Origin of the sequence: Marinomonas gallaica (assembly GCF_049821165.1) — a bacterium.
Taxonomy (GTDB): domain Bacteria; phylum Pseudomonadota; class Gammaproteobacteria; order Pseudomonadales; family Marinomonadaceae; genus Marinomonas; species Marinomonas gallaica.
Genome location: NZ_CP187511.1, coordinates 2,274,646 through 2,298,682, shown reverse-complemented (window position 1 = coordinate 2,298,682; position 24,037 = coordinate 2,274,646). Strand labels below are relative to the sequence as shown.

Genomic DNA, 24,037 nt, shown 5'->3' with positions numbered 1-24,037 from the left:
GTTTATGATTTTTGATTATAAAATGATCATAAATATTTCATAGCGAAAAAATACTACCCAAATGTACGGTAGTTAGAATGCCTTTCGTGTCGTACGTCTTTTCACCCTGACCTTTTCGATATGACCTCTGCAGATCAATAAAGACACCTTCTGTAATAACTTGCGCGAAATGTCGCATAAATCCAATACGCAGAAAAACTTCAGGACTAGCATGAATATTAAGATCAATCCTGATGTAGATTTTTACTGATTCATGACATTCATAATTGAAAGCTGACATCAGGATGAGCCAAAAAATAAAAACCTATCCTAGTAGGAGCCTTCTATGACTAATTCGACAAAAATTGATTTCATCTATCTTTCTGAACCAGACATGATCAAAGCTGGTGTGACAAATATGGCAGAGTGCGTTGATATCATGGAAGAGATGTTTCAACTTCTCTACAAGGGTGATTATCGCATGGCGGGGCCAAACAGCGACTCCCATGGTGCCATGATTACGTTCCCTGAAGAGCCTGAATTTGACACCATGCCTAAACACTCTCCAGACCGCCGCTTAATGGCCATGCCGGCTTATTTAGGTGGCAATTTTCAAACGTGTGGTGTGAAGTGGTACGGTTCAAACATCGCCAATCGTGAAAAAGGCCTACCGCGCTCAATCTTAATGTTTACCTTGAACGATGCGGATACGGGCGCACCGTTGGCACACATGTCTGCCAACCTATTGTCCGCCTACCGTACGGGTGCTGTCCCTGGTGTTGGTGCTCGCCACTTAGCTCGTAAAGACTCTAAAGTCATTGGCTTATTGGGGCCTGGCGTAATGGGTAAAACCTCCGTTGCGGCTTTCATGGCGGTCTGCCCAAATCTTGATACCATCAAAATCAAAGGTCGTAGCCAGAAGAGTCTTGATAATTTCATTGCTTGGTTAAAAGACACTTACCCTCAAATTTCCAATATTGAAGTCGTTGATACATTAGAAGATGTTGTGCGTGGATCTGATATCGTCACTTACTGTAACTCGGGAGAAACGGGCGATGTATCAGCTTACCCTGAAGTGAAACGCGAGTGGGTTAAACCAGGCGCATACCTTTCAATGCCAGCTTACTGTCGTCTAGATGAAGCGATGGAGCGAGAAGACATCCGAAAAGTAGCAGATAATCCAGGTCTGTATGAAGCGTGGTTTGAAGAAGTGCCTAAGCCTGCTCATAAATACATTCCTGTCATCGGCGTGCGCTTCATGGACATGATTTCAGAAGGTCAAATGTCCGCTGATCAACTAGAAGATCTAGGTAAAATTACAGCAGGTGAAGCACCTGGCCGTGAAAATGATGAAGAAATTATCATTTTATCCGTAGGCGGCCTTCCAGTTGAGGATGTCGCATGGGGTACGCATATTTACCGTAATGCTGTAGCAAACAATATTGGTGTAAAACTCAATCTTTGGGAAACACCGGAATTATTCTAATTCTTTCGTGCCAACTCTTGGTGGGTGGCGCCCCTTCTGAACAATACACAGAGAAACAAACATGACGACTGTAAAAAAAGTAAAAACTGGCTCAAAATTTGAAGAAATTGGCAGTTACTCGCGTGTAGTAGCCGTTGAAAATTGGATTTATGTATCCAATACCGCAGGACGTAATCCTGACACAAAAGAAATTCCTGAAGACATTATCGAACAAACGGAACAGGTTTTTAAAAATGTAGAAGCGGCGCTAGCGTCTGTTGACGCCTGCTTAGGCGATGTTGTGATGTCTCGTGTTTTCATTCAAAACCCAGAAGACACTCATGCTGTGATGACCTTTATTGGGGCTAAATTCAAAGGTATTGATCCAGCGACAACAGTGACCTGTCCGCCATTAGGTTCCAATGTTTATAAAGTTGAAATTGAAGTAACGGCTTATCGCAATGCATCAAAAATGGATGTTGAGCAGATAACCGTTTCTCAATAGTTGATTACGGGAATTGCGATATGACAATAACTCTCGAAAGATTTGCAACACCTAACGATTTACCCAAGTCATCCACTGTCGTCATCATAGGTGGTGGTATTGTTGGTGTATCCGCTGCATTAACGTTAGCTGAACGAAACATCCCCGTTGTTCTAATAGAGAAAGGACATATTGCAGGAGAGCAATCTTCTAGAAATTTAGGTTGGATACGCAAAACAAGCCGTCATTTTGAGGACGTTCCTCTGGCGATGGCAGCAGACCAGTTATGGCAAGACATGCCGAAAAGAGTTGGCCACGACTTAGGTTACAAACAAGCTGGCATCTTATTTCTGGCTGATTCCGATGAACATCTGAGCATGCATGAAAATTGGCTTAAATCTGTTAAGCCACTTGAGCTTGACTCTAGAATGTTAACGGCCAAAGACATTGTCGATAAAGTACCAAGCGGAAAAGGCAATTGGAAAGGCGGTATTTATACGCCTTCTGACGGTCGCGCTGAACCGTCTATAGCGACCCCCATGTTAGCCAAAGCGGCCATCGAGAAAGGCGCCATCATTATTCAAGATTGCGCGGTTCGCATGCTTTCAACATCCGGTGGAAAAATCAGTGGCGTGGTGACCGAAAAAGGTGAGATTCGTTGTGAGCAAGTACTTCTTGCGAGTGGCGCTTGGTCAAGACGCTTCTTAGGAAACCATGGTATCTCCTTACCAACACTGCCTTTGATTTGTTCTGTTATGCGCACAAAGCCAATGGAAGGGCCGACAGATATTGCAGTCGGAGGACCAAACTTTTCATTTAGAAAGCATATGGATGGTGGCTACATTGTGACACAGCGTGGTGCTTTAGATGCTCCCATCACACTTGATCACTTAACCATTGGTTGGCGTTATTTATCGCAATTACGGGCACAACGTAGCTTTTTGAGAGTTTCGCTAGGAAAGCATTTCATAAAAGATCTCTCAATGAAGCGTAAATGGCACGCTGGAAGCAAAACTCCTTTCGAGGATATCCGAACCTTAAATCCTTCAGCCAATACGAATTTAAATAATGAAGCCATGACAAATTTACGCAATGCATGGCCAGTTTTCAATCAAGCTGAACAGGAAGAAGCATGGGCGGGTGTCATTGACATTACCCCAGATTCAAATCCCGTCATTGGACGAGTGGGTGAGATACCGGGACTGACCCTTGCCACCGGATTTTCTGGTCACGGTTTTGGTACAGGTCCTGCTGCTGGCCAATTAGCGGCTGATATCGTTTTAGATTCAACGCCTCTGATTGACCCCTATCCGTATCGGTTTGATCGCCTTAAATAATAAAAAAATAATGATTCGAAAATAAACAAAATAATCGAAGGAACACCATAATGAGCAATCATAATGAACCTAGTACGTCGCATTTAACCAGTCGAAAAAAACTCGGCTTCATAAGCATGATGGGCATCTGTATTGGGCTGGTAATCGCCCAAGGCGGAATGATATCTGGGCTGCAAGGCATTGGCATCGGCGGCACTACTTTTGTAGCGGCCTTATTCGCTGCCTTTCTAATAGCCCAGTTCAATGCAATGAGCTTTGCTGAGTTATCATTGATGTTCCCAGAACAGGGTACTTTGGCAACCTATACTCAAAAGGCAATAGGTCACTTCCCTGCCATTGTTGCTGTATTTTCAGGCTATGTCATTGTGGCGACCCTAGCCGTTCCGGTTGAATTGTTTCTAGTGGACGCCATGTTGAGTCAATTATTTCCTGGCGGATACATTGAAAAATCAGCACCTCTGATTATCTTATTGATACTTACCGTGACCAACTTGGTCGGTGCTGATGTGTTTTCTAAGGTACAAAACCTTCTTGCCTTTGCTTTGATCAGTGCTTTGGTCATTCTTGGTCTTGCCGCGGTCACGGGTGCGAGCGAGCCACATCCAGTGCTTACTGGTTCTCCAGTTGATTGGGGAATGGGTGGGGTCATGGACGGTAGCTTTATTGGACTGATTGCCCTAGCCATGTGGTTGATGGTCGGGGTGGAATTTATTTGTCCAATGGTTAACGAGGTCAAGAACCCTGAAAAGAACATTCCACGTGCTATGCACTGGTCTCTAGTTTTAATTTTAGTGGTTTTCTTGCTGTTCATCTATGGTGCTAGTTTGTATATGAATACAGAAGCTCTGACTACTTCACCGATTCCTTACCTTGACTATGCTCAAGCAGTATTCGGTAATAGTGGTCTGCTGATCGCAACGATCATTGGTTTGACGGCTGCTTGTAGTTCTGTCAATACGCTACTTGCTGCGATCCCAAGAATGCTTCATGGTATGGCAATGCAAAAACAAGTATTTCCGCAGCTAAAAGCAGAAAATAGATACAACACTCCATGGGTGGGTATCATCATGCTAGCTGTATTTATGGCAATTCCATACTTGGTATTCAGCATCGATTACCTAATCATCCTAGTTATTGCAGCGACGACTAGTTGGTTACTGGCATACATCGTGACGCACATTAACGTTATGGTCTTGCGTCGCCGTTACCCTAACTTTGTACGCCCATACAAAACTCCGTTCTACCCATTGCCACAAATCATCGGCATCATCGCCATGGTATATGTTGCTCTGAATAACTCACCTTCTCCTGATATGATAAATACCGTTTTTTCTATTACAGGTAGTATGCTTTTAGTTGTGAGTATTATTGCTGCACTATGGGTAAAACTGTACATGAAACGTGGGTTGTTTACTCCAGACATGGATTAACCCTCAATGCACTACGTTTTAAGGGCTTCTGAGCCCTTAAAACGTAGTGTCACCCCGTCACCCCTCTCGATCTCCTTTTTAAAGCTAGCAAACCCTGCAGAAGCATCACTCAAACGGCAATTAAGCAAGGTTGCTTGTTAAGAGAAACCGTAAGTTGAAGAAAGTCATGCTTAAGTATTTAAAGGATGGTAGAGAACAAAAAGAACACCTCAAGGCAAAAGGTTTTTTGAATAACGTTATAACTTTAATGCCATATAAACAGCTTTTTTACTATTATATGGAGATAAGCTCAATGGGAAACATTCAAGATACCTATACATTTTCATAACTTGATATTTAAAAAAACTAATTAGATCAATAAGTAAAATAATAATTTCTTCTATCATCAAAGTTACGCCTCTCCTAAGTCCTCTCTATTTTTAGAAATAGTTAAAATCTGCCGATTCTTACAATACAAATGTCACACCTTGTATTTTAATTAAAAGAAAAAAATATAAGGAGCGGCTATGAACAATGTACCTAATGAACTTAGTATTGCGAATATTCGGTCTAAACAACCTTGGTTTGTATTTTGTTCAGCAGGAGAATATTCGGTCAAAATTTCCAATGTGCCCTTTATTTCTCATTTCTACAGCTTTGAAGCCAAGACCTCGGTAGATGTTATCAATGCCATTCCCGATGGCTGCATCGATATATTATTTGATTGTGATAATTCCAAACCGACCGCCATTGTTTGCGGAACCACGCTTGAGGCCCAAAGTGTCGATTTCATTCATCAACATCGTTACTTTGGTGTCAGAATGTCGCCCGCCTCGATTCCAAATTTTCTAGACATCTCTGCTTCTGAATTAGTGAATCAAAGGCCTAACTTCAATGAAGCAACGCACAAAATCAGTGACCTTTTCGAAAAAATTGTGAGTCAAGGTTCGTTTACTAAACAAGTCGATATTTTCTCAGATTTTCTAATCAAATTTGGTGTCAGAAATCATTCTGCCCTAACCCAAGAAGTGATTGCTCATATTTTTCATTTAAAAGGCAATATTCAAGTTCAGAACCTTGAGGCTTTAACAGGCTATACAAGCAGAACCATACAACGACAATTTATCAATGACACAGGAATCACTCCTAAAGCCTTTTGTCGCATTGTGCGTTGTCAATTTGCCCTATATAACATCAACTTAAACACCGAAATCAAACCGTCAGACGTTGCCTACAACTTAGGCTTTAATGATCAATCGCACTTTTCACGCGAATTTAAATCACTGCTCAGCACGACACCAAACAGTTATATCAATCATCTAAAAAACTGCGCTTATCTAGAGAAAATCCGTTTTCATTAGACACTCAAAAAGTGAAAAAAGGACATCAAATGTCTGATTTTTGCAATACTTGAGTGTGTTAATCCCTTTATATAGATTGTTATCGAGATCACTAAAAATTGATAAAAATATAAATTAGATCGTGGAGTTCAAAATGAATAACTATCATTTAATCAATAATGGTAAAGCAATGATCACTCTGAATACGTTTAAGGTTTATAACCCTTCCACCTCAGCGCTTATTGCAGAAGCCCCAAAAGCCACCGTACAGGAATTGGATGACATCATTAAAGGGGCGTGTGATGCTTTTCCAGAATGGTCTTCATTAGACTATTCAGAGCGCCAAAGCTACATGCTCAAAATTGCCGATATTTTGGAGCAACATAGTGAAGAGATTGCCACCATCATCACCAAGGAGCAAGGTAAACCGATTGGTGCAGCGCTAGGATCTATGTTCGAAATAGGTGGCGCCATCGCTTGGGCCCGTTATACGGCTTCTCTAGAACTACCAGTTAAAATATTGCAGGATGACGAAAATGGTCGTGTTGAAATGCACCGCCGCCCGTTAGGGGTTGTAGCTTCCATCACCCCTTGGAATTGGCCAGTCCTGATTGCGATCTGGCACATCATTCCAGCCTTGTTGGCTGGAAACACGGTTGTGTGTAAACCATCGCCTTACACGCCCCTTTCCACACTTCGAATGATCGAGCTAATGAACTCTGTGTTACCAAAAGGCGTGATCAACAGTGTGACGGGCGGCGATGAGCTAGGGGCTGCACTCTCTAATCACGCTGCCATCAAAAAAATTGTGTTTACTGGCTCGACGGCCACAGGCAAAAAGGTCATGTCTTCTGCGGCCGATACGCTGAAACACTTAACCCTAGAACTCGGTGGTAATGACGCTGGTATTGTACTGCCAGATTGTGATCCTGAAGCCATTGCACCAGGGCTGTTCTGGGGAGCCTTCATCAACAATGGTCAAACTTGTGCGGCCATGAAACGCTTGTACGTTCACCGATCTATTTACGACCAAGTTTGTGACTCTTTGACTCAGTTCGCTAAAAATATCAAAGTGGGTGATGGGTTTGAAGAAGGGGCTGAACTGGGACCGGTTCAAAACCAAATGCAATTTGATATCGTTAATCGCTTGGTAACACAGTCAGTTGAACAAGGCGGTAGCGTTCTACTTGGTGGGCCGTTGGATAATCCTAAAGATCTATTCTTCCCTATCACTCTCGTGGCCATTGATGACAATCAAAACCCATTAGTTCAAAACGAGCAATTCGGCCCAGCCTTACCGATTATTCCTTTTGACACTGTCGAAGAAGCCATCGCTATGGCCAATGACAATGAAGCAGGATTGGGTGGCTCAGTTTGGACAAATGATAGGGATGAAGCTAACCGCGTTGCTTCTAAGATGGAATGTGGAAGCGTTTGGATAAATAAACATGGCGCTGTTCAGCCTAACTCACCTTTTGGTGGCACGAAGTCCTCTGGACTTGGGGTCGAGTTTGGTGAGGAAGGGTTATTAGCTTACACGAACATTCAGTGCATATTGTCGTAATGCTTGATACGGTCACCTAATCACTTTAGGTGACCGTTCTGATTTCAATATTGGGAAGTCGAAATTGTCTTTCGTTTAATAACAATGTTAGAGGTTTCTTTAATAAATTGTTTGGGTGTTAACCCAGAAAAACATTTTACTTCTTTCGATAAGTGAGATTCATCGTAATAAGAAGAAAGCGTTAAGTCACTTAAAGAAAATGAGTCTTTATATTCGTTAAAAATAATAAACTCAATTAAGCTCTGGAATCGTACCACTCGACAAAATTGCTTAGGAGACATCCCTACAGCATGAGTAAATTTATCTCTAATTAAGCGTTCACTTGAGCCAATGTATTCAGATAGATCGGAAATTTTTAAATTACCTCTGTCTTCCAGAATCTTATTGATACTGTAATCAATAAAATCCATTTTCTGAGGTTCAAAAAAACCCAAATCAAGCAACCATTTCTGAGTTAATAAGATGCGTTCTTTGAAACTTTTGGCCTGAGTGATCTTCTCAGACAGTTCATTACCAAAATCACTTAGACCAGATAATGAAATACCCTTATTAATAAGATCGGCATAACGCAAAAACGATAATCGCCGACTCACAGAGGTCGACAGTCTAATACCGTAGTAGGTCTTACCCTCATTAAACTCAATAGACTGGGGGGCAAGGACTGATCCCCATACCGTCGAGGAGACATTCTCTTCATCACAACAAAACTGGATGTCCGCGCACCCATCGGCAACGACCTTAGTGTGATCCGATGACGCATAAAATTGGTAATACAATACAGATATATTTTTATAATTTACGATGCATTCTTTATAATCTTCAAAATCAGAAGAAAAACAGAATTGAATAGGTATAGAACGATGGCTCATATGAAAACCTTTTTATTATTTTTCTGTCATATCCATCTGACGTCAAAAATGAACTCAGCCAGCTATCCGAGCGTTTCTCCTAATCTTCCTTTTCGACTCAATGCGCTAGCGCCCCGGAACAAGCATTGATATGTTCGAAGACGAAGAGCATAAGAGCCGACTTAATCGATAAACTTAATTTAGCTTCATAAAAATTAATAGCATAGATTGATTTACATCACACTTTTTTTATAGCCTATTAACTTAATTTAACAATTCTTTGAACCAACTGGCGTAGCCTAGCAAAGCGTCATCCTCTCTGTACTTACCAATCAGCTGCAACCCAAGAGGCATTGCATTCTCATCTTTCATACCAGGTACGTTGATCACTGGCAGTCCCATGGCTTGCCATGGTCGACTCATATGAGGCGCACCGGTTGCACCATAACCCAGAGGTGCGACATCAGGCGCTGCTGGGGCCAACATGACTTCGGCTTCGGGTGCGTAGGACCAAAGCCAATCTTGACAGGTTTGAGCGGCATTCAAAGAGTCAATATAGGTAGAACGTTCCATAGTCAGGCCTTGCTTCATCAATGCCGCTAAAGGATCACTGAGTTGCTCTACTCTAAAAGACTCTATCGCGAGGTTACGACATACTTCCCAAGCCATGATATTCATATGGTGATTCACCATGTCTTTCATGCGGTGGCCCGCGTTCAATTCAATCACTTGAACACCTTGCGACTTCAGCAATTCGATCGCCGTCTCTGTGGCGTCTTTCATGGCGATTGAGGTATCGCCCACGTTCTCACCATGACAGACCATGACGAATTTAGGTGCCACAGGCTGAATGGCTTGTATAGAAACGGGTTGGCGTATGAGTATGGCCCGTAGCAGCTGAATATCTTCGACCTTACGCGCGAACAAGCCAAGTGAATCAAGCGATTGAGCTAAAGGTTGACCGCCGCGTAGAGAGAATTCTCCGCGACTTCCTACGTAACCAACCGCGCCACAGTACGCAGCTGGACGAATGACTGAAGCCGCGGTTTGAGAGCCCAGAGCCATAGGCACCATATTGTCAGCTATCGCAGCGGCTGAGCCACTGGATGAACCACCCGGTGTGCGTTCTAAGTCGGCAGGATTTTTGGTCTTTCCCGGTTTAAAATAGGCAAACTCCGTGGTGACGGTTTTTCCCAATACGATGCCTCCCGCCGCACGAATTAAAGCAACACACGTCGCGTCTTCAACCGGCTGTCGGCCAACATGGATCGGGGAGCCCATTTCGGTGGGCATTTCCTGTGTATCGATAATATCTTTCACGCCCAGTGGTAAGCCTTTTAGTGGACTTGTATCAAAAAACGCTTTGTTAGCTTGATAGTAGGCCAGATACTCGTCACGAGTACGCTTAATTTGCCATGCGCCAACGTCAGATTCTCGAGCCTCTATACGATCAAAACATGCCTCAATAAGCGCTTCGGTTGTGCAAGCACCCTTCTCCAAAGCACGTAGCATTTGACACAAGCCCATTTCATTCAGATCGATGTTGTTATTCATAAATAAACCGCCTACTGGTGCTCTTTAAACGCGTCCACGTCTATCGAGTTAAATAAAGAAGCAAGTCAGAATTCAAACATTTTAGTCACGTCACGCAGCCGCTGTATGAATACATGATAGGCAGTGAGTACTTCACCGAAAAAAGTGATTTTGTGTTGCCATCTTCGCCAACGCTAGATCGGCACTTGACCAAAATAATCCTTTGAATTCGGTAAGGCCGACCCGTCGGGAAGACGCTTGGGGATCTCGATCCTAAAAAGATGAGTAGTTAGACTTGCTCGCTAAGGTGTCTTAGAGTTACTTAGCTTGAGCAGCAGACTGCTCATTCAAACAATGGTATGCGCGGTTGAAATACACTAAGCCTTGACCATCCTGACCAACTTTTGCATCTTTCACACGGCAATAAAACACAGTATGAGAACCAATCTCATGGCTTTCATGGATTTCGCAGTCAAAACTAACCAAGGCCTCATCCAACGCAGGCGCGCCAGTTTTTAACGTTGTCCATTCATGTTTAGCAAAGCGCTGTTCACTGTTTAGCTCACGGTTAGCGAAATCCCAAGAAACGCCTTGGTGATGACTTTGTAATACATTCACGCACAGCACAGCATTCTTTTTAAAATGAGGGTTAGCGAATGAATTACGATTCATACATACCAACAAAGTAGGTGGTTCATCCGTCACACTGGTCACTGCAGTTGCAGTAAAACCAAAACGACCAGCTTCTCCATCAGTAGTGATCACTGATACAGCGCCCCCCAGCATAGACATGCCATCGCGGAATAATTTTGTATCTATCATGGTATTCTCCTACCCTTTTTTAGGGAGTATTAAATATCGAGTACAAGTCGCGGAGTGAGCGAGCGAGAACAACACAAAGTAATTTGGTCATTGTCTTCTTTCTCTTCTTCCGTCAAGTAAACATCTCGGTGTTCTGGGGTGCCTTCAATCACATCACATAGACAAGTACCACATGTCCCCTGTTCACATGAAACCTTCACTTTCACACCAGCAGCCTTCAAAGCGTCGGCAATACTTTCATCTTCACCGACCTGTACTGTGATGCCGCTCTGCTCGGCAACGACCTCGAAGCTTGCGCCACCTGTTTCAACTTCAACGTTGAAAAACTCTTTATGTACATTTTTATCTGCCATTCCGAGACTTTTTGCGGTGCTGATCACCCACTCCATGAAACCATTAGGCCCACAAACGTATAAGTGAGTGTCTGCATCCGCATCTTTCAAAACGGTCTCTAAATCCAAGCGCTGATCGTTAGAATCAAAATGTAAATTTACGTTGTCGTAGAAAGAGCAAGAGGCTAACTCGTCTAGAAAACCGCTTGTTTCAGGCGATCGGCTGCAATAATGCAACTCAAACGCTTTGTCTTCTGCTTTCAAGGAATACGCCATCGCAATCATTGGTGTGATACCAATACCGCCACCAATCAAGATGGAGCGTTTGGCACTCGCATCTAGCGGGAAATGATTACGTGGAACACCAATCAGTAACTCTGTACCTTCTTGCAAATTAAGATGGGCAGCTACCGATCCACCCCGCGAATTAGGGTCTTTTAAAATACCTAAACGATACGCACTGGTGTCAGCAGGATCATTGCATAATGAATATTGACGGATTAGGTCGTCTCCAAGATGCACATCAATGTGTGCTCCAGCCTCAAAAGCTGGCAATGCCTCACCATTGAGACTCGCAAGCTCTAAAGCAACCACACCGTCATTGTGGTTTTCTCGTTTACGAACAACTACTTTCAATAATGTTTCAGGCATCCAACTCTCCTCCCGAAACAGGCCCAATTCGGGACACTGGTTCTCAGACATAACTAATAAAACTCGTTAAACAGACACACTGTTTAACGCATAAATAAACCGCCATTAACATCCCATGTTGTTCCGGTGGTGAAGTAAGCTTCTGGGCGCGCAAATTGCACGACCATATCACCTATAAAGTCCGCATCACCTAATTGACCAACAGGAATTGCCCCTAACAAGGTTGGCAAACGCTCTTCTGGCACCAGCGCGGTAACCATTGGCGAATCAATTGGACCTGGTGCAATGGCATTCACGGTCACACCCTTGCTAGCAAGCTCTTTGGCGAAGACTTTGGTTACCGTCAATATTCCCCCTTTGGAAGCAGCGTAATGGGCACCGGTTGAAGTGCCTCCATTTTGGCCTGCCAAAGACGACAAGTTGATGATACGGCCATAGCCTTGTTCCGCCATATGTTTACCCATCACCTGACAGCCAACAAACACACCACCAAGATTGATATTCACCACCTCATTGAACTCTTCAGGGGAAATATCCATAACCGGAGTGGCTTTTGTTACGGCCGCGTTATTGACCAACACATGCAGAGCACCAAACTCAGCCACAGCAAACTTCAGTGCATTTTCAAAGTCAGACTTTTTAGCAATATTCAACTCGCAAGCAATGGCACTTTTCCCTTCAGGATCAAGGGAGAGTGCGGCTGATTTAGCCGCCTCGCCATTAGCATCGGTCAATACCACACGAAAACCTGCCGCATACAAACGTGATGAGATATGAAATCCAAGTCCTTGCCCGGCACCGGTTACCAGTGCCACGTTTGACTGTATAGATTGAGACATTATTTCGTCCTCTTTTTGGGTCATGAAAGACCGTTAAAAGATGAAACTTACTGTGCGTAAGAAACCGTCAGCGTGCATCAGTTTGACTACCTTACGATCAATCACAAAACCGTCAGCAGATGGTTTCAAGCGATATTCCAAATCCGCTGGGTAGGACACAAGATTACCGTGACGCAATTCGTTCAAGGTCATCGCACAACGCACAACGACGTAATCAGCCGTTTCTTCTAAGATACGCACGCGTGATACCATACGCACGGTACCGCTGACCGAGCCCGCCGAAACGGACTCACCGCTTTCCAAACGAGCCACACGCATGCGGCGCATATCAGCGTCGTCTAGTGCTAGGTTCAAGGTGTTTTCATAGTCCGTTTCATTATTGTCAGTCGGTACGATGTATAAACCGTCCTGACTCCAAAGAGATAACCAGTCTTGATACTCTTTGTGATCCAATAGATCGGCTTCATGCCAAATAAATGCCGTTACCTTGTTAAGCAGGTCTGTATTAATGGTCATCTTATTTCTCCCCTTCGGCGGCCATCATTTGCTTGTATTTTTGGTACGCTCCACGCATGCCGGTTTCAGAACAAACGGCGCCCGCGACATTACCATCCGGTGATGTATGTAAATTCTCCATCCCGCGATTAACAAGAATCCAGCCATCTTTACCAGCCATGGATCCTTTCTGAACACGCTCCCATGCTTCACCATCATCGGGTGTTCCGAAGCCCATAGGCCCTTGGAAATGTTCGTGCAGACGCATACGCTTACGGTTAAAGGAGGCTGGCGCCTCTTCACCACCCAGTGCAACGTGTTGGATTTCAGTCACTTCAGCGCTTACTGGGCGCAATACGCGGAAAAACGCCATCGAACACGATACGTTAGGGAATAAGTTCAAGTTAAAGCCAGTACCGTGAGCGGCACGAACAAGACGTTTCACTTGCTCTTCGTCTTGGCCTTCATCACGCAATGCTTGCGCAAGGTCTTCAAAACGCTCAGGAATCGGTTGATCCAAGTCCGCTTCTAAATCCACTAAATCAGGAATCATTACCATGACACTGTGGCCATGGCCTAAATCTTCTACAAAACCATCGCCATCTAGGAAATCAAAAATGTCCGCTGTGGCATCATCCAATGAACTGATGAATGATTTATGGATAATTGGGAAGTGGTAAGCATCCGTGGTATTTTCAAGCTGGATTTTCCAGTTACCAGGGAAGTTAAAGCGATGCTCGCCCAACACTTTTAAGGGGTAACCGCCGCCCTGTTTAACAAACAGGTCGATCCATTTTTTCGCGCCACCTAAGAAATCTTCTAGTGGCTCAATGTCGTCCTTAAAGGTCGCAAAAACCAAACCTTGATAAGACTCATGACGCAAGCTTTCCAATGGCAAATCGTTTTTATCCAGTACACCTTCGTACTCTTCTGCTTTTGGAATCGCACGTAAACCACCATCTAGACCATAACCCCAGCCATGGTATGGGCAAGTAAACGCTTTGGTTTTCCCTTTACGACCTTCGCAAACCGTTGCGCCACGGTGACGACAGCGGTTCAACAACACATGCAAATTCTTCTTACGGTCACGGCTTAAAATCACGGGATGACGACCTACAAAAGCTGTTTTAAAGCTGCCCGCTTCTGGCACTTCGCTTTCGTGACCGATATAAATCCAAGTATTTTGGAAAACCTTATCGAGTTCTTCTTCGAAGATTTCCGGATCTGAATACAGCGCCTTGTGAACACGACCGTCTTCCACCATATCGGCCGCTTTTTGACTGATGTTTTTCAATTCAATTAATTCACTCATCTTTTTTCTCTCTCTAATCTTTTTGAAATCGACCCTATCGCTCTTATGTCAGCTCATTTAGGGACAGGCAATGTGGCGACATCATTCCAATCTGATACAGGACGACTGAACAGATTCTCTGTTTGAAAATGGGACATACGCCAAACGCCGTCATCACGGCGAAACGACACGCTCAAACGTGCACTGTTCAAGTGAGATCCACCGGCACTAAAACTCGACACTTGAATCATGTTCCAACTACCAAAAGCCTTGTCGCCATCCACTTGAATGACTTCAGATGACAGGTAGTGCACATTTAAAGAAAAATGTGCGGGCTCAACGGTGTATTTGGATAACATAGCGACGATGGCATCACGACCTTCAAATCCACCAAAGCTCTTCGCATAGCGGGCACCTTTACCCTCCCACTTAGCGTCTTTGGTGAACAAATCACCCAATTCATCCAATGGCGTTGATGGATTGAGGTGATCACATAAGTCCATATAACGATTGATACAAGCACGAATCGCGCGGTCGCTTTCCAAAGCGTCAATTCGTGCCAATATCGCTTCTAGCTCATTCGTGTTCTTCATACTTGTACCCTTAAATTTATCGTTAGGCCTTAGGCGCGTTGTACAATCAGTTCACGGCCGATACGAGATTCGATTTTCACGTAACGCCAAAGTTTGTATGGCGTGTCGCCAACCGCTGTTGTGCGTAGCAAGTTACAGCAGGCAACTACCGTGTCGTAGTCTTTAACATCCGCTAGAAGGTAAGTAGTCCAAGGGTAGCCATCAGAAGGACCCACCATGCTTTGATCGTCATCCATATTGCCAATCACTTGAACACCATCCATATCGTGAATGCCGTTCCACATTTCACCGAATGCCGCCCAAACATCTAGTTGCTCTTCGCGCGCTGCGTCCATGAAGTTTTGGTTGATACCCATGCAAAACATAACGCGTAATGGTTTTTTTTCGCTCATCGTTCATTTCTCCAATAGTCAATAATTTTGTCTAATTACAGATAGATTTAGGTTTAATCTTATAAGTAACCTGGTAACGGTTTTTGTCCAAAGAAAATGGCTCCGGCGTTTTGCCAAGTAATATCGCCCATGAATGCATGCTGAGTAACGACTTGTGCGTCGTTGACAAAGCGAGACAGAGGGCTGGCTTTATATACGCCTGTCATACCGGATACCATTTGCACCTTACGGGCAACATCAGCACCCACACGAGAAGCATGCGTCGAAGAAAGACGTAATAAATTGATTTGCTCTACAGATAAGGCTTCGTTCTTTTCTAAGGTCTGCCAAGCATCATTGATTGACTCATAAAAGAAGCAACGAGCAGCACGAAGATCAGCATCGGCTTTTGCCACTTCAGCTTGAGTTAGAGGGCGCTCGCCGATGTTTGGTGCGCCAGTTACTGAGGCACGACCAGCCGCCATAGCTTTAAGTTCGTCCAATGCAGCTCGTGCAATACCCAAACTAACGACTGCCAACACTTGAGTTGCTAAAGAGAGCGAAGGATAACGGAATAAAGGACCTTCAACGGTAGAAGCACCGCCACGAATACAAGTCCAGTCTTCAGGTACATCAACGTTGTTTACAACCAAATCGTGACTACCAGTACCGGCCATCCCAGTCACATCCCAGTTATGTTCTATTTTTAATTTACCTGAAGGCATTACAGCCATACGAGGTGCACCGATGGTCTCACCCGCACCGTCTTTAGGTAAGATACCCACACCAATCATATCAGCGCCTTTAGAGCCACTAGACCAGCTCCACCGACCTTTCACATCGTAATTTCCTGCACAAAGCTCTGCAGGTTGAGGCGGGAAAATCCCCCCTGCGAAAACAACATCGGGGGATTCTGAATAAATTTTCTCTAAAGTGGCCACAGGGAGTCCGGATAGGTATATGGCACCAATACCAAAGCTCGCTACCCAACCTGCAGAACCGTCAGCCTTGGAAATTTCTTCAACAACTTCACAAAATTGAGCCGGAGTAATTTCATCACCACCAAATTTCTTAGACACCAAGGCGCGATAAATACCTAAACGTCGAAACTGTTCAATAACATCTTGGCTAATGAACTGTTGTTCATCGAACTCGTGGTCACGAGCACGTGTTCTAATGTCATCCATTACCTTTTTAAACTCTTCAGTTCCTAACGCATCAAACACAGATCCTGAGGTGTTCTTATTGTTAAGCGTTTCTATGCTATTCAGACTCATATTTAGCTCCTCAAATGCAGACTTGGTTACAGGCTCTACAGGACGAGTGCAATATTTGATTGAAAATTCTTGTTATTTTTACTGCATTAATAAAAAACTAAAAAACTTCCTTTACTTCATCAAACCACACTAACCAGCCTTTAAACGCCCCGTTTTGCATCATTCAAAAACATCAAATAAACGTATAAAGAATGTTAATAAGGTCGTACTAATTACTTTACTTGTCAACTAATTTTTCAATTTAAAAGTCAATGAAATACAGATGTCTATTTTTTTAAGAAATCAAGTAAAATACAAAAAAATCACTCGAAAAACTCATATACAATTGATTTTAAACAGAAAAACGTATGTTTTATGCAATCTTATTGTCATAAAAAACTCACAAATCAACTTTCTATAATTTTTTATGATCTTTTATAAATTGGTTTTTGTCGTTTTTTTTATGTTGTTTTTTACAAAAAACAATGGCAGGCTAATTCAAAATATATAGAGAAATGTGTCCCGTTCGATGAATGCTAACAATAAAAATTAATGCCCACTGAAGCGTGAGGTAATGAGCTTTGGAGGGCTGGAAGCACTCAAACACAACCAGTGTTGATTACAAAAGGAAACTCACAATGACACCTAAAAAAGTACTATCTGCTTTGTTCTTAAGCTCTACTCTGCTGACCCCTATTGCGCACGCTGACATCAAAATAGGTGTGGTCAGCTCTAGCACTGGCCCCATTGCACTCGTCGGCATTCCTCAAAAAAATACTGTTCCACTACTTCCTACGTCCGTTGGTGGTGAAACAATCACGTACATCTCCTTAGATGATGGCAGCGATCCTACCGCGACCGTTAAAGCGTTCAAAAAGCTCATCGATGAAGAAAAGGTCGATGCCATCATCGGCCCCAGCGGTTCTGGCAACGCCATGGGTGTTATTCAGTTCGCAGCGGAGTCAGGAACACCTATGCTGGCACCGGTGGGGACTGCCGCTGTTGTGTTACCTATGACAGAGCAAAAGAAGTGGGTATTTAAAACCACGCAAAACGACGATCTCATTGCCGAAGCTTTAGTGAATCACATGAAATCAACGGGAGTTAAAACGATCGGCCTGATCGGCACGGCAGACCCATATGGCGAGAACTGGGCAAAGGTAATGCAAGACCTGACTCATGACACGGGCATTAAAATTGTTGCCAATGAAAAATTTCAGCGTCAAGACACCTCTGTAATAGGTCAGAGTTTAAAAGTTTTAATGGCCAATCCCGATGCCGTTCTGATTGCGGCCCCAGGCAGTTCTTCTGTTATGCCGCAAACCACTCTGAAAGACCAAGGGTACGGTGGGAAAATTTATCAAACGCACGGTGCAGCCCTTGATCCGTTTCTTCGCCTTGGTGGTAAAGCGGTAGAAGGTACTATTTTAGCTGCAAGCTCTATGCTGGTGTTAGATGACGTGCCAAGCAGCCCATCTAAAGAAATAGCAACAAAGTACATTACCGACTACAAAGCCCTTCACGGCGAGATACCTGCCACGTTCGGCGGCAATGTGTTAGATGCCGGCTTACTTCTTGAAAACGCCATCCCAACTGCACTCAAGTTGGGCAAGCCTGGCTCCGCGGAATTTCGCAGCGCACTACGTGATGCTCTTGAAGAAACACACGAAATGCCAGCCACGCAAGGTGTCTACAACATGACGCAAGAAGACCACAGTGGCTTTGATGAGCGCGGTCGAGTTTTAATTACCGTCAAAGATGGCAAGTGGGCCCTACTTAAATAATACCTGCCCGATCAGGGGGACTGGATACGTCAGCCCCCTTCAAAAACTAGAAAATGTGGCCTCGACGCTGCAAGTATCGACGAGAACAAAAGGAATCCCACTCAATGAACGTTCAGATTGCCACACTGCTTGGGCAGGATGGCTTAACCAATGGGGCTATTTACGCCTTATTGGCTCTGTCAATCCTGCTGGTTTTTACGGTTACACGAATACTTCTTATTCCCTTAGGTGAATTTGTCACCTTTGGCGCATTAACGATGGCCGCCATGCAAATGGGCAAAGCCCCCAATATAGAATGGTTGCTGCTGGGGCTTGTCCTAATCGATTGTACACTGGACCTATACCAATACCTCAAGCACCGAGCAGAGCCTAAAAAACTCAAAGTCATCGCACTTAAACTAAGTTACGTCGCCATTATGATCGGCCTTCTGAACCAGCTTCCACTGTCAGAGATTCCAATGGCCCTACAAGTCGTCTTAACACTATGCTTAATCGTGCCAATTGGCCCCATTATGTACCGCCTATTCTTCCAACCCTTAGCAGAAGCACCCGCATTAGTTTTACTCATAGTGTCCATTGCCCTTCATGTCTCTATGGTAGGCATAGGTCTATTATTGTTTGGACCTGAAGGCGCTCGTACAGAACCCTTCTCTGACTCCAATTTCCGCTTAGGGTCCGTGATGCTAAAAAGCCAAACACTCTGGGTCATTTTGGTTTCAATTGTCCTAATTGTGACGTTATTCATTGCCTTTGAACGCACTCTCTATGGCAAAGCACTGCGTGCCACAGCCGTTAATAGAATGGGCGCTCGCTTACAGGGGATTTCCCCTATTTTTGCTGGCAAAGCTACCTTTGCTTTAGCTGCTTTTATTGGTAGTGCATCGGGAATATTAATTGCTCCGATCACCACCCTTTATTACGACTCAGGCTTCATTATCAGTCTTAAAGGATTCGTTGGTGCCATCATTGGCGGACTTGTCAGTTACCCTCTTGCTGCCTTTGGCGCCATTGCTGTAGGCATGATCGAAGCCTTTTCCATGTTTTGGGCAAGTAACTACAAAGAAATCATCGTTTTTACCCTGATTATTCCATTCTTAATCTGGCGCTCGATGAATAGCCATAGCGTAGAGGATGAAGAATAAATGAAACCACGTTACTTAATTATCATTGGCTTAGTCTTACTCGCCATTGCACCCCAAGTACTACCAACATTTCAGGTTACTCTACTGAACTATATCGGTCTGTACGCTCTCGTTGTATTGGGTTTGGTTTTACTAACAGGCGTTGGTGGCATGACCAGCTTTGGACAAGCGGCTTTCGTTGGACTTGGTGCATACTCTACTGCCTATCTAACAACAACAGAGCAACTACCAAGCTGGCTCGCTTGGTCAGCAGGATCGCCTTGGATTGGCTTGCTAATCGGTTTGCTATTAACCGCTGCTGTGGCTTTATTTCTTGGCGCCTTAACCCTTAAATTATCAGGACATTATTTACCGCTAGGCACGATTGCTTGGGGTATTTCACTGTATTACTTGTTTGGCACCATGAGCTCTATGGGCGGTCACACAGGCATCAGTGGCTTACCCTCTTTGAGTTTGTTTGGTGTCGTTCTTGATAAAGGAGAAAAAATCTATTACTTAATTTGGGTCATTTTGTTGGCTGCAGTTTGGATTACTAGCAACCTCCTTAATTCACGTGAAGGCCGCGCTATTCGAGCTCTAAAAGGTGGCCAATTAATGGCGGAATCTATGGGTGTGAATACGTTCCGCTCCAAAATGGTTATCTTCTTAATCTCCGCCCTATTCGCTGGTATTTCAGGCTGGCTTTATGCGCACACTCAACGCTTTGTCAATCCAACACCTTTTGGGCTTAGCATGGGTATTGATTACCTATTCATGGCATTAATTGGTGGTGTCGGCAGCGTTTGGGGAGCATTACTGGGTGCTGGCATTTTAACCATGCTCAAGCAATGGCTTCAAGATTGGCTACCCCTAATCATGGGAGGCAATGGGCAATACGAAACGATTGTATTAGGTCTGCTAATCGTTTTTATGATGCAACGTTCTCCAGGCGGGATCTGGCCTTTACTCGTAAAACTCGCACCGGCGTCTTGGCGCAATCAGAACCACATAAAAGTCGACACTTCTGCTGAGAATCTACCACGCCGCGATTTGCCAGAAAAAGGCCAATTAGTATTAGAAGCTTGCAACGTTACTCGCCGCTTCGGTGGTTTGGTCGCCAACAACCAAATGAACCTACAGCTGCATGCGGGCGAAGTGCTTGCTCTAATCGGTCCAAACGGCGCGGGTAAAAGCACGATGTTTAATCAGCTTTCTGCGGTCGATACGCCAAGCGAAGGTGAAGTACTGTTTTTAGACCAAAGCTTAAAAGGCAAAACCGCTCGCGAGGTGGCACACATGGGCATGAGCCGTACCTTCCAGCACGTAAAACTCCTCACCACAATGACGGTGTTAGAAAACGTAGCATTGGGTACTCACATGCGTGGCCATAAAGGCATTATCAGCTCATCACTTCACGCTGAAAGAACAGAAGAGCAACGCCTTTTAAAAGAAGCTCAATACCAACTTGAACGAGTGGGTTTAGGGGATCACCTGTACACAGAAGCGGGAAGCCTATCCCTAGGTCAACAACGTATTCTTGAAATCGCCCGCGCACTCTGTGCTGACCCATGCGTGCTACTACTTGACGAACCCGCAGCTGGACTTAGACACAAAGAGAAACAAGCACTCGCAGAACTACTTAAAAAACTCAAAAAAGAAGGACTAGCCATTTTATTGGTTGAACACGATATGGACTTTGTGATGAATCTGGCCGATCGCATTGTGGTAATGGAATTTGGTGAAAAGATAGCGGAAGGCTTACCCGAAGAAATCCAAACCAATCCGGCGGTCTTAGAAGCCTACTTGGGAGGCGCAGAATAATGACTCAACTCACTGATAATATCCTTTTAGACGTCAGCGATCTTCATGTTGCCTACGGCAAAGTAGAAGCTCTTACAGGTATTGACCTAACCCTCAAAGAAGGAAAGCTGGTCACCGTTATCGGTCCAAACGGTGCTGGTAAAACAACACTGTTATCAGCCATTATGGGGATTCTCCCCTCCAAAGGCACAATCCACTTTAATGGCAAAGATTTTATCAGCCCAAATGTTGAAACACTTGTAGGCCATGGTCTCGGATTAGTTCCGGAAAAGCGCGAGCTGTTTGCCACCATGTCAGTTCAAGACAACCTATTGCTCGGAGCATTTCAACGCTACCGTCGCGGCGATAAAAGTTACGACCAAACTCTAGACGAAATTTACAAGCTTTTCCCACGCTTAGAGGAGCGCCGCCAACAACAAGCAGGCACCCTATCTGGTGGCGAGCGCCAAATGTTAGCTATCGGTCGCGCCATGATGAGCAAGCCGAAACTCTTGATGCTAGACGAACCAAGCTTAGGATTAGCCCCGTTAATTACGCGTGAGATATTTCGTATTTTTGCTGATCTGCGAAGCCAAGGCGTATCGATCCTTCTTGTGGAGCAAAACGCACGTGCAGCCTTAAAAGTCGCAGACTATGCCTATGTTCTCGAAGGAGGACAAGTGGCTATGCAAGGTCCAGCGACAGAACTTGCGAACGATCCTAAGGTTATTGAAGCCTACTTAGGCTTTGCAAGTAAGCACCAAGAGTTGCTTTCCAGCTAACGTAATCCAAACGTATAAAGTTCACCTCCAGTTGGAGAGAGTCCTCGCCTTAGAGGCTCTCTCATTTTTTTAAGGAACCTTCGATTATGGATATATGTATTGCTGGTGCTGGTGCTATTGGATGCACACTCGCTGCACGCCTAACGAAATCAGGGCAAAACGTTAAGGTGCTTGCTCGGGGTGCGACACTTGAAACACTTCAAAATAAAGGGATTCGTCTGACCGATGTCGATGGCGAACATCAAGTCAACGTTGTCGCTTCAGACTCCGCAGAAACGCTTGGCAAGCAGGATATTATTTTCGTGTGTTGTAAAACCCCTGCCTTGCCAAGCGTGTTAACACTCATCACACCCATGCTGCATGAGCAAACCATCGTCATCCCTGTCGTGAACGGTATTCCTTGGTGGTACTTACAAGGCGTTGAAGGACGATTTGCTGGCGCCAACATTGAGGCCATTGATCCGGCTGGGAGTGTGAGCAAGTTGATCCCTCAGCATCATCTTATTGGCTGTGTCATCTTTATCACCGCATTTAGAGAGGCGCCAGGCGTCGTAACCTCAACCAATCCGCATCTCATTGTATTAGGTGAAATCAATCACAAAATGACAGAGCGACTGGAAAACGTTCGAAAACTATTTGAAGAGGCGGGGATCGAAGCGCGTGCGACGGATAATATTCGGGACCAAATATGGACTAAGGTGGCTGCCAACCTCACCTCTAATCCACTTTCCGTGGTCACCAGAGGATCACTTGAGCAATTGTATGGGGACCCACGCTTAAAACCTCTCGTTCGTAACCTGCTTGATGAAGCTTTGCTGGTTGCCGCCGCTTATGGTGCACGAATTCGTTTTGATCCTTACACTTTTATGGAACTGGGGGCCGGAATGGGGGCTGTTAAAACCTCGATGCTACAGGACTATGAGGCGAACCAAACCTTAGAGCTGGATGCGATTGGCTATGCTGTCTTGGAACTGGCTGACAAGGTCAGTATACCGATGCCTATTACAAAACAGCTCTTGGACCTGACTCATTTTATTGCGTCATCCCACCCCCACTTCAAACAAAATTAACGCCGTTACTTCTCGGCGTAAAGGTTATTACAAAAGGAGCACACATGCGCGATTCACAACAACGACCAGATCATATAAGCGAACAGGAATGGAGCCTTCGCGTAAAATTAGCACACTGCTACCATCTGATCGACTATTTTGGATGGACAGAAACCATTTTCAATCATATATCAGCGCGCCTTCCCCATATCGAAGGGGAGTATTTAGTCAATCCATTTGGCCTAAATTACACCGAAATAACCCCTGAGAACCTGATAAAAGTTGATGTAAACGGTGAGAAGCTGGATGACTCACCTTTTGATGGCAACCCCGCAGGATTTGCTCTTCATGGCGCCATTCACGCAGCAAGAGAAGACATACACTGCGTCATTCATACCCACACCAACGAGGTCTCTGCTGTTGCCATGAAAAAGCAAGGGTTTAACCACGATAGCTTTTACGGAGCTCAGCTTTATGGACGTGTTGGATATCATGACTTTGAAGGCATTACTTTGTTCGATGATGAGAAAAGCCGCATGCTTGAAAGCCTTGGACAAAAACATATTCTCGTCTTGAGAAATCATGGTATCGCGGTTGGCGAATTTGACATAGAGCGTACGTTCTTTCTGTTATGGACCGTACAGCGCGCCGCTGAGATTCAGGTCACTTCCGGCGCACTCGGCGGAGACAATGTGTCACTTGAGCAAAACATACAAGAAAAGTGCGCCGATTTAACACAGATGCTAATCAAAGAGAGCGGCTTTGCAGACAAGTTTTACACGGCCATGGTGCGTAAAATGGAAACGGATAAAGGCCCCTGTTGGTAAATTTTTCATCGCTCTTGAGGGCAAGCTTATACGGAGCCTTAAGAGCGAAATGCAGTAACAACTAT

General features: G+C 44.5%; 22 protein-coding genes. 12 read left to right on the top strand and 10 right to left on the bottom strand.

All coding sequences use genetic code 11. The features are described from left to right. Positions 1 to 325: 325 nt before the first annotated feature. The 6 genes from ACPUEK_RS10820 (at position 326) to ACPUEK_RS10795 (ending at position 7,578) form a co-directional block, all read left to right on the top strand. Positions 326 to 1,465: a tyramine oxidase subunit B gene (locus ACPUEK_RS10820; RefSeq protein WP_425640740.1), complete on the top strand. Its 1,140-nt coding sequence runs from the start codon at positions 326 to 328 to the stop codon at positions 1,463 to 1,465. Between the two features lie 61 nt (positions 1,466 to 1,526). After that, positions 1,527 to 1,949, top strand: a complete 423-nt coding sequence (locus ACPUEK_RS10815; protein ID WP_425640739.1) for a RidA family protein — start codon at positions 1,527 to 1,529, stop codon at positions 1,947 to 1,949. A gap of 20 nt (positions 1,950 to 1,969) precedes the next feature. Beyond that, the gene (locus ACPUEK_RS10810) at positions 1,970 to 3,265 is read left to right on the top strand and encodes an NAD(P)/FAD-dependent oxidoreductase (RefSeq protein ID WP_425640738.1); all 1,296 of its coding nucleotides are present in this window, start codon (positions 1,970 to 1,972) and stop codon (positions 3,263 to 3,265) included. 50 nt (positions 3,266 to 3,315) lie between these two features. Further along, positions 3,316 to 4,695 (top strand): APC family permease, encoded by a 1,380-nt coding sequence (locus ACPUEK_RS10805; RefSeq protein ID WP_425640737.1) that lies wholly within the window; start codon positions 3,316 to 3,318, stop codon positions 4,693 to 4,695. A 506-nt stretch (positions 4,696 to 5,201) separates the two neighbouring features. Then, the gene (locus ACPUEK_RS10800; RefSeq protein ID WP_425640736.1) at positions 5,202 to 6,035 is read left to right on the top strand and encodes a helix-turn-helix domain-containing protein; all 834 of its coding nucleotides are present in this window, start codon (positions 5,202 to 5,204) and stop codon (positions 6,033 to 6,035) included. A gap of 133 nt (positions 6,036 to 6,168) precedes the next feature. Then, complete coding sequence (locus ACPUEK_RS10795) at positions 6,169 to 7,578, top strand: aldehyde dehydrogenase family protein (RefSeq protein ID WP_425640735.1); 1,410 nt, start codon at positions 6,169 to 6,171, stop codon at positions 7,576 to 7,578. 44 nt (positions 7,579 to 7,622) lie between these two features. Here the strand turns inward: ACPUEK_RS10795 and ACPUEK_RS10790 are convergent, their stop codons facing one another. From ACPUEK_RS10790 to ACPUEK_RS10745, 10 genes are all read right to left on the bottom strand, one after another. Continuing rightward, a complete protein-coding gene (locus tag ACPUEK_RS10790) occupies positions 7,623 to 8,447 on the bottom strand; it encodes a helix-turn-helix domain-containing protein (RefSeq protein WP_425640734.1) in 825 nt (274 codons plus the stop codon). Between the two features lie 243 nt (positions 8,448 to 8,690). Continuing rightward, positions 8,691 to 9,980, bottom strand: a complete 1,290-nt coding sequence (locus tag ACPUEK_RS10785) for an amidase (RefSeq protein WP_425640733.1) — start codon at positions 9,978 to 9,980, stop codon at positions 8,691 to 8,693. Between the two features lie 297 nt (positions 9,981 to 10,277). Further along, positions 10,278 to 10,781, bottom strand: a complete 504-nt coding sequence (locus ACPUEK_RS10780) for a flavin reductase (protein WP_425640732.1) — start codon at positions 10,779 to 10,781, stop codon at positions 10,278 to 10,280. A 29-nt stretch (positions 10,782 to 10,810) separates the two neighbouring features. After that, positions 10,811 to 11,764, bottom strand: a complete 954-nt coding sequence (locus ACPUEK_RS10775; protein ID WP_425640731.1) for a PDR/VanB family oxidoreductase — start codon at positions 11,762 to 11,764, stop codon at positions 10,811 to 10,813. 83 nt (positions 11,765 to 11,847) lie between these two features. Continuing rightward, positions 11,848 to 12,603, bottom strand: coding sequence for an SDR family NAD(P)-dependent oxidoreductase (locus ACPUEK_RS10770; RefSeq protein WP_425640730.1), 756 nt, complete (start codon positions 12,601 to 12,603; stop codon positions 11,848 to 11,850). A gap of 33 nt (positions 12,604 to 12,636) precedes the next feature. Then, the gene (locus ACPUEK_RS10765; protein WP_425640729.1) at positions 12,637 to 13,119 is read right to left on the bottom strand and encodes an aromatic-ring-hydroxylating dioxygenase subunit beta; all 483 of its coding nucleotides are present in this window, start codon (positions 13,117 to 13,119) and stop codon (positions 12,637 to 12,639) included. A gap of 1 nt (position 13,120) precedes the next feature. Then, entirely contained in the window at positions 13,121 to 14,410 is a 1,290-nt protein-coding gene (locus ACPUEK_RS10760; RefSeq protein WP_425640728.1) for an aromatic ring-hydroxylating oxygenase subunit alpha, read from the bottom strand. A 53-nt stretch (positions 14,411 to 14,463) separates the two neighbouring features. Further along, positions 14,464 to 14,982, bottom strand: coding sequence for a nuclear transport factor 2 family protein (locus ACPUEK_RS10755; protein ID WP_425640727.1), 519 nt, complete (start codon positions 14,980 to 14,982; stop codon positions 14,464 to 14,466). Between the two features lie 29 nt (positions 14,983 to 15,011). Next, complete coding sequence (locus ACPUEK_RS10750) at positions 15,012 to 15,374, bottom strand: IacB protein (protein WP_067102321.1); 363 nt, start codon at positions 15,372 to 15,374, stop codon at positions 15,012 to 15,014. 59 nt (positions 15,375 to 15,433) lie between these two features. Then, positions 15,434 to 16,630, bottom strand: coding sequence for an acyl-CoA dehydrogenase family protein (locus ACPUEK_RS10745; protein ID WP_425640726.1), 1,197 nt, complete (start codon positions 16,628 to 16,630; stop codon positions 15,434 to 15,436). 617 nt (positions 16,631 to 17,247) lie between these two features. Here ACPUEK_RS10745 and ACPUEK_RS10740 point away from each other — a divergent pair. The 6 genes from ACPUEK_RS10740 (at position 17,248) to ACPUEK_RS10715 (ending at position 23,972) form a co-directional block, all read left to right on the top strand. Then, on the top strand, positions 17,248 to 18,393 hold the full coding sequence (locus tag ACPUEK_RS10740) for an ABC transporter substrate-binding protein (RefSeq protein ID WP_425640725.1): 1,146 nt from the start codon (positions 17,248 to 17,250) through the stop codon (positions 18,391 to 18,393). A gap of 104 nt (positions 18,394 to 18,497) precedes the next feature. After that, positions 18,498 to 19,535: a branched-chain amino acid ABC transporter permease gene (locus ACPUEK_RS10735; RefSeq protein ID WP_425640724.1), complete on the top strand. Its 1,038-nt coding sequence runs from the start codon at positions 18,498 to 18,500 to the stop codon at positions 19,533 to 19,535. Then, the gene (locus tag ACPUEK_RS10730; RefSeq protein ID WP_425640723.1) at positions 19,536 to 21,335 is read left to right on the top strand and encodes an ABC transporter permease subunit; all 1,800 of its coding nucleotides are present in this window, start codon (positions 19,536 to 19,538) and stop codon (positions 21,333 to 21,335) included. Beyond that, the gene (locus ACPUEK_RS10725; protein ID WP_425640722.1) at positions 21,335 to 22,096 is read left to right on the top strand and encodes an ABC transporter ATP-binding protein; all 762 of its coding nucleotides are present in this window, start codon (positions 21,335 to 21,337) and stop codon (positions 22,094 to 22,096) included. The genes ACPUEK_RS10730 and ACPUEK_RS10725 overlap by 1 nt, the downstream gene beginning before the upstream one ends. Positions 22,097 to 22,182: 86 nt before the next feature. Further along, positions 22,183 to 23,166 carry a ketopantoate reductase family protein gene (locus ACPUEK_RS10720; protein ID WP_425640721.1) on the top strand — a complete coding sequence of 328 codons (984 nt, stop codon included), beginning with the start codon at positions 22,183 to 22,185 and terminating at the stop codon, positions 23,164 to 23,166. A 44-nt stretch (positions 23,167 to 23,210) separates the two neighbouring features. Beyond that, positions 23,211 to 23,972, top strand: coding sequence for a class II aldolase/adducin family protein (locus ACPUEK_RS10715; protein WP_425640720.1), 762 nt, complete (start codon positions 23,211 to 23,213; stop codon positions 23,970 to 23,972). Positions 23,973 to 24,037 lie beyond the last annotated feature (65 nt).

Excerpts from the sequence above, each read along its gene's own strand:
- ACPUEK_RS10715 (WP_425640720.1), top strand. The coding sequence starts at position 23,211 with ATGCGCGATTCACAACAACGACCAGATCATATAAGCGAACAGGAATGG.
- ACPUEK_RS10720 (WP_425640721.1), top strand. The coding sequence starts at position 22,183 with ATGGATATATGTATTGCTGGTGCTGGTGCTATTGGATGCACACTCGCT.
- ACPUEK_RS10765 (WP_425640729.1), bottom strand. The coding sequence starts at position 13,119 with ATGACCATTAATACAGACCTGCTTAACAAGGTAACGGCATTTATTTGG.
- ACPUEK_RS10760 (WP_425640728.1), bottom strand. The coding sequence starts at position 14,410 with ATGAGTGAATTAATTGAATTGAAAAACATCAGTCAAAAAGCGGCCGAT.
- ACPUEK_RS10795 (WP_425640735.1), top strand. The coding sequence starts at position 6,169 with ATGAATAACTATCATTTAATCAATAATGGTAAAGCAATGATCACTCTG.
- ACPUEK_RS10750 (WP_067102321.1), bottom strand. The coding sequence starts at position 15,374 with ATGAGCGAAAAAAAACCATTACGCGTTATGTTTTGCATGGGTATCAAC.
- ACPUEK_RS10785 (WP_425640733.1), bottom strand. The coding sequence starts at position 9,980 with ATGAATAACAACATCGATCTGAATGAAATGGGCTTGTGTCAAATGCTA.
- ACPUEK_RS10735 (WP_425640724.1), top strand. The coding sequence starts at position 18,498 with ATGAACGTTCAGATTGCCACACTGCTTGGGCAGGATGGCTTAACCAAT.
- ACPUEK_RS10740 (WP_425640725.1), top strand. The coding sequence starts at position 17,248 with ATGACACCTAAAAAAGTACTATCTGCTTTGTTCTTAAGCTCTACTCTG.
- ACPUEK_RS10800 (WP_425640736.1), top strand. The coding sequence starts at position 5,202 with ATGAACAATGTACCTAATGAACTTAGTATTGCGAATATTCGGTCTAAA.
- ACPUEK_RS10775 (WP_425640731.1), bottom strand. The coding sequence starts at position 11,764 with ATGCCTGAAACATTATTGAAAGTAGTTGTTCGTAAACGAGAAAACCAC.
- ACPUEK_RS10805 (WP_425640737.1), top strand. The coding sequence starts at position 3,316 with ATGAGCAATCATAATGAACCTAGTACGTCGCATTTAACCAGTCGAAAA.
- ACPUEK_RS10770 (WP_425640730.1), bottom strand. The coding sequence starts at position 12,603 with ATGTCTCAATCTATACAGTCAAACGTGGCACTGGTAACCGGTGCCGGG.
- ACPUEK_RS10820 (WP_425640740.1), top strand. The coding sequence starts at position 326 with ATGACTAATTCGACAAAAATTGATTTCATCTATCTTTCTGAACCAGAC.
- ACPUEK_RS10725 (WP_425640722.1), top strand. The coding sequence starts at position 21,335 with ATGACTCAACTCACTGATAATATCCTTTTAGACGTCAGCGATCTTCAT.
- ACPUEK_RS10755 (WP_425640727.1), bottom strand. The coding sequence starts at position 14,982 with ATGAAGAACACGAATGAGCTAGAAGCGATATTGGCACGAATTGACGCT.
- ACPUEK_RS10790 (WP_425640734.1), bottom strand. The coding sequence starts at position 8,447 with ATGAGCCATCGTTCTATACCTATTCAATTCTGTTTTTCTTCTGATTTT.
- ACPUEK_RS10815 (WP_425640739.1), top strand. The coding sequence starts at position 1,527 with ATGACGACTGTAAAAAAAGTAAAAACTGGCTCAAAATTTGAAGAAATT.
- ACPUEK_RS10780 (WP_425640732.1), bottom strand. The coding sequence starts at position 10,781 with ATGATAGATACAAAATTATTCCGCGATGGCATGTCTATGCTGGGGGGC.
- ACPUEK_RS10745 (WP_425640726.1), bottom strand. The coding sequence starts at position 16,630 with ATGAGTCTGAATAGCATAGAAACGCTTAACAATAAGAACACCTCAGGA.
- ACPUEK_RS10730 (WP_425640723.1), top strand. The coding sequence starts at position 19,536 with ATGAAACCACGTTACTTAATTATCATTGGCTTAGTCTTACTCGCCATT.
- ACPUEK_RS10810 (WP_425640738.1), top strand. The coding sequence starts at position 1,970 with ATGACAATAACTCTCGAAAGATTTGCAACACCTAACGATTTACCCAAG.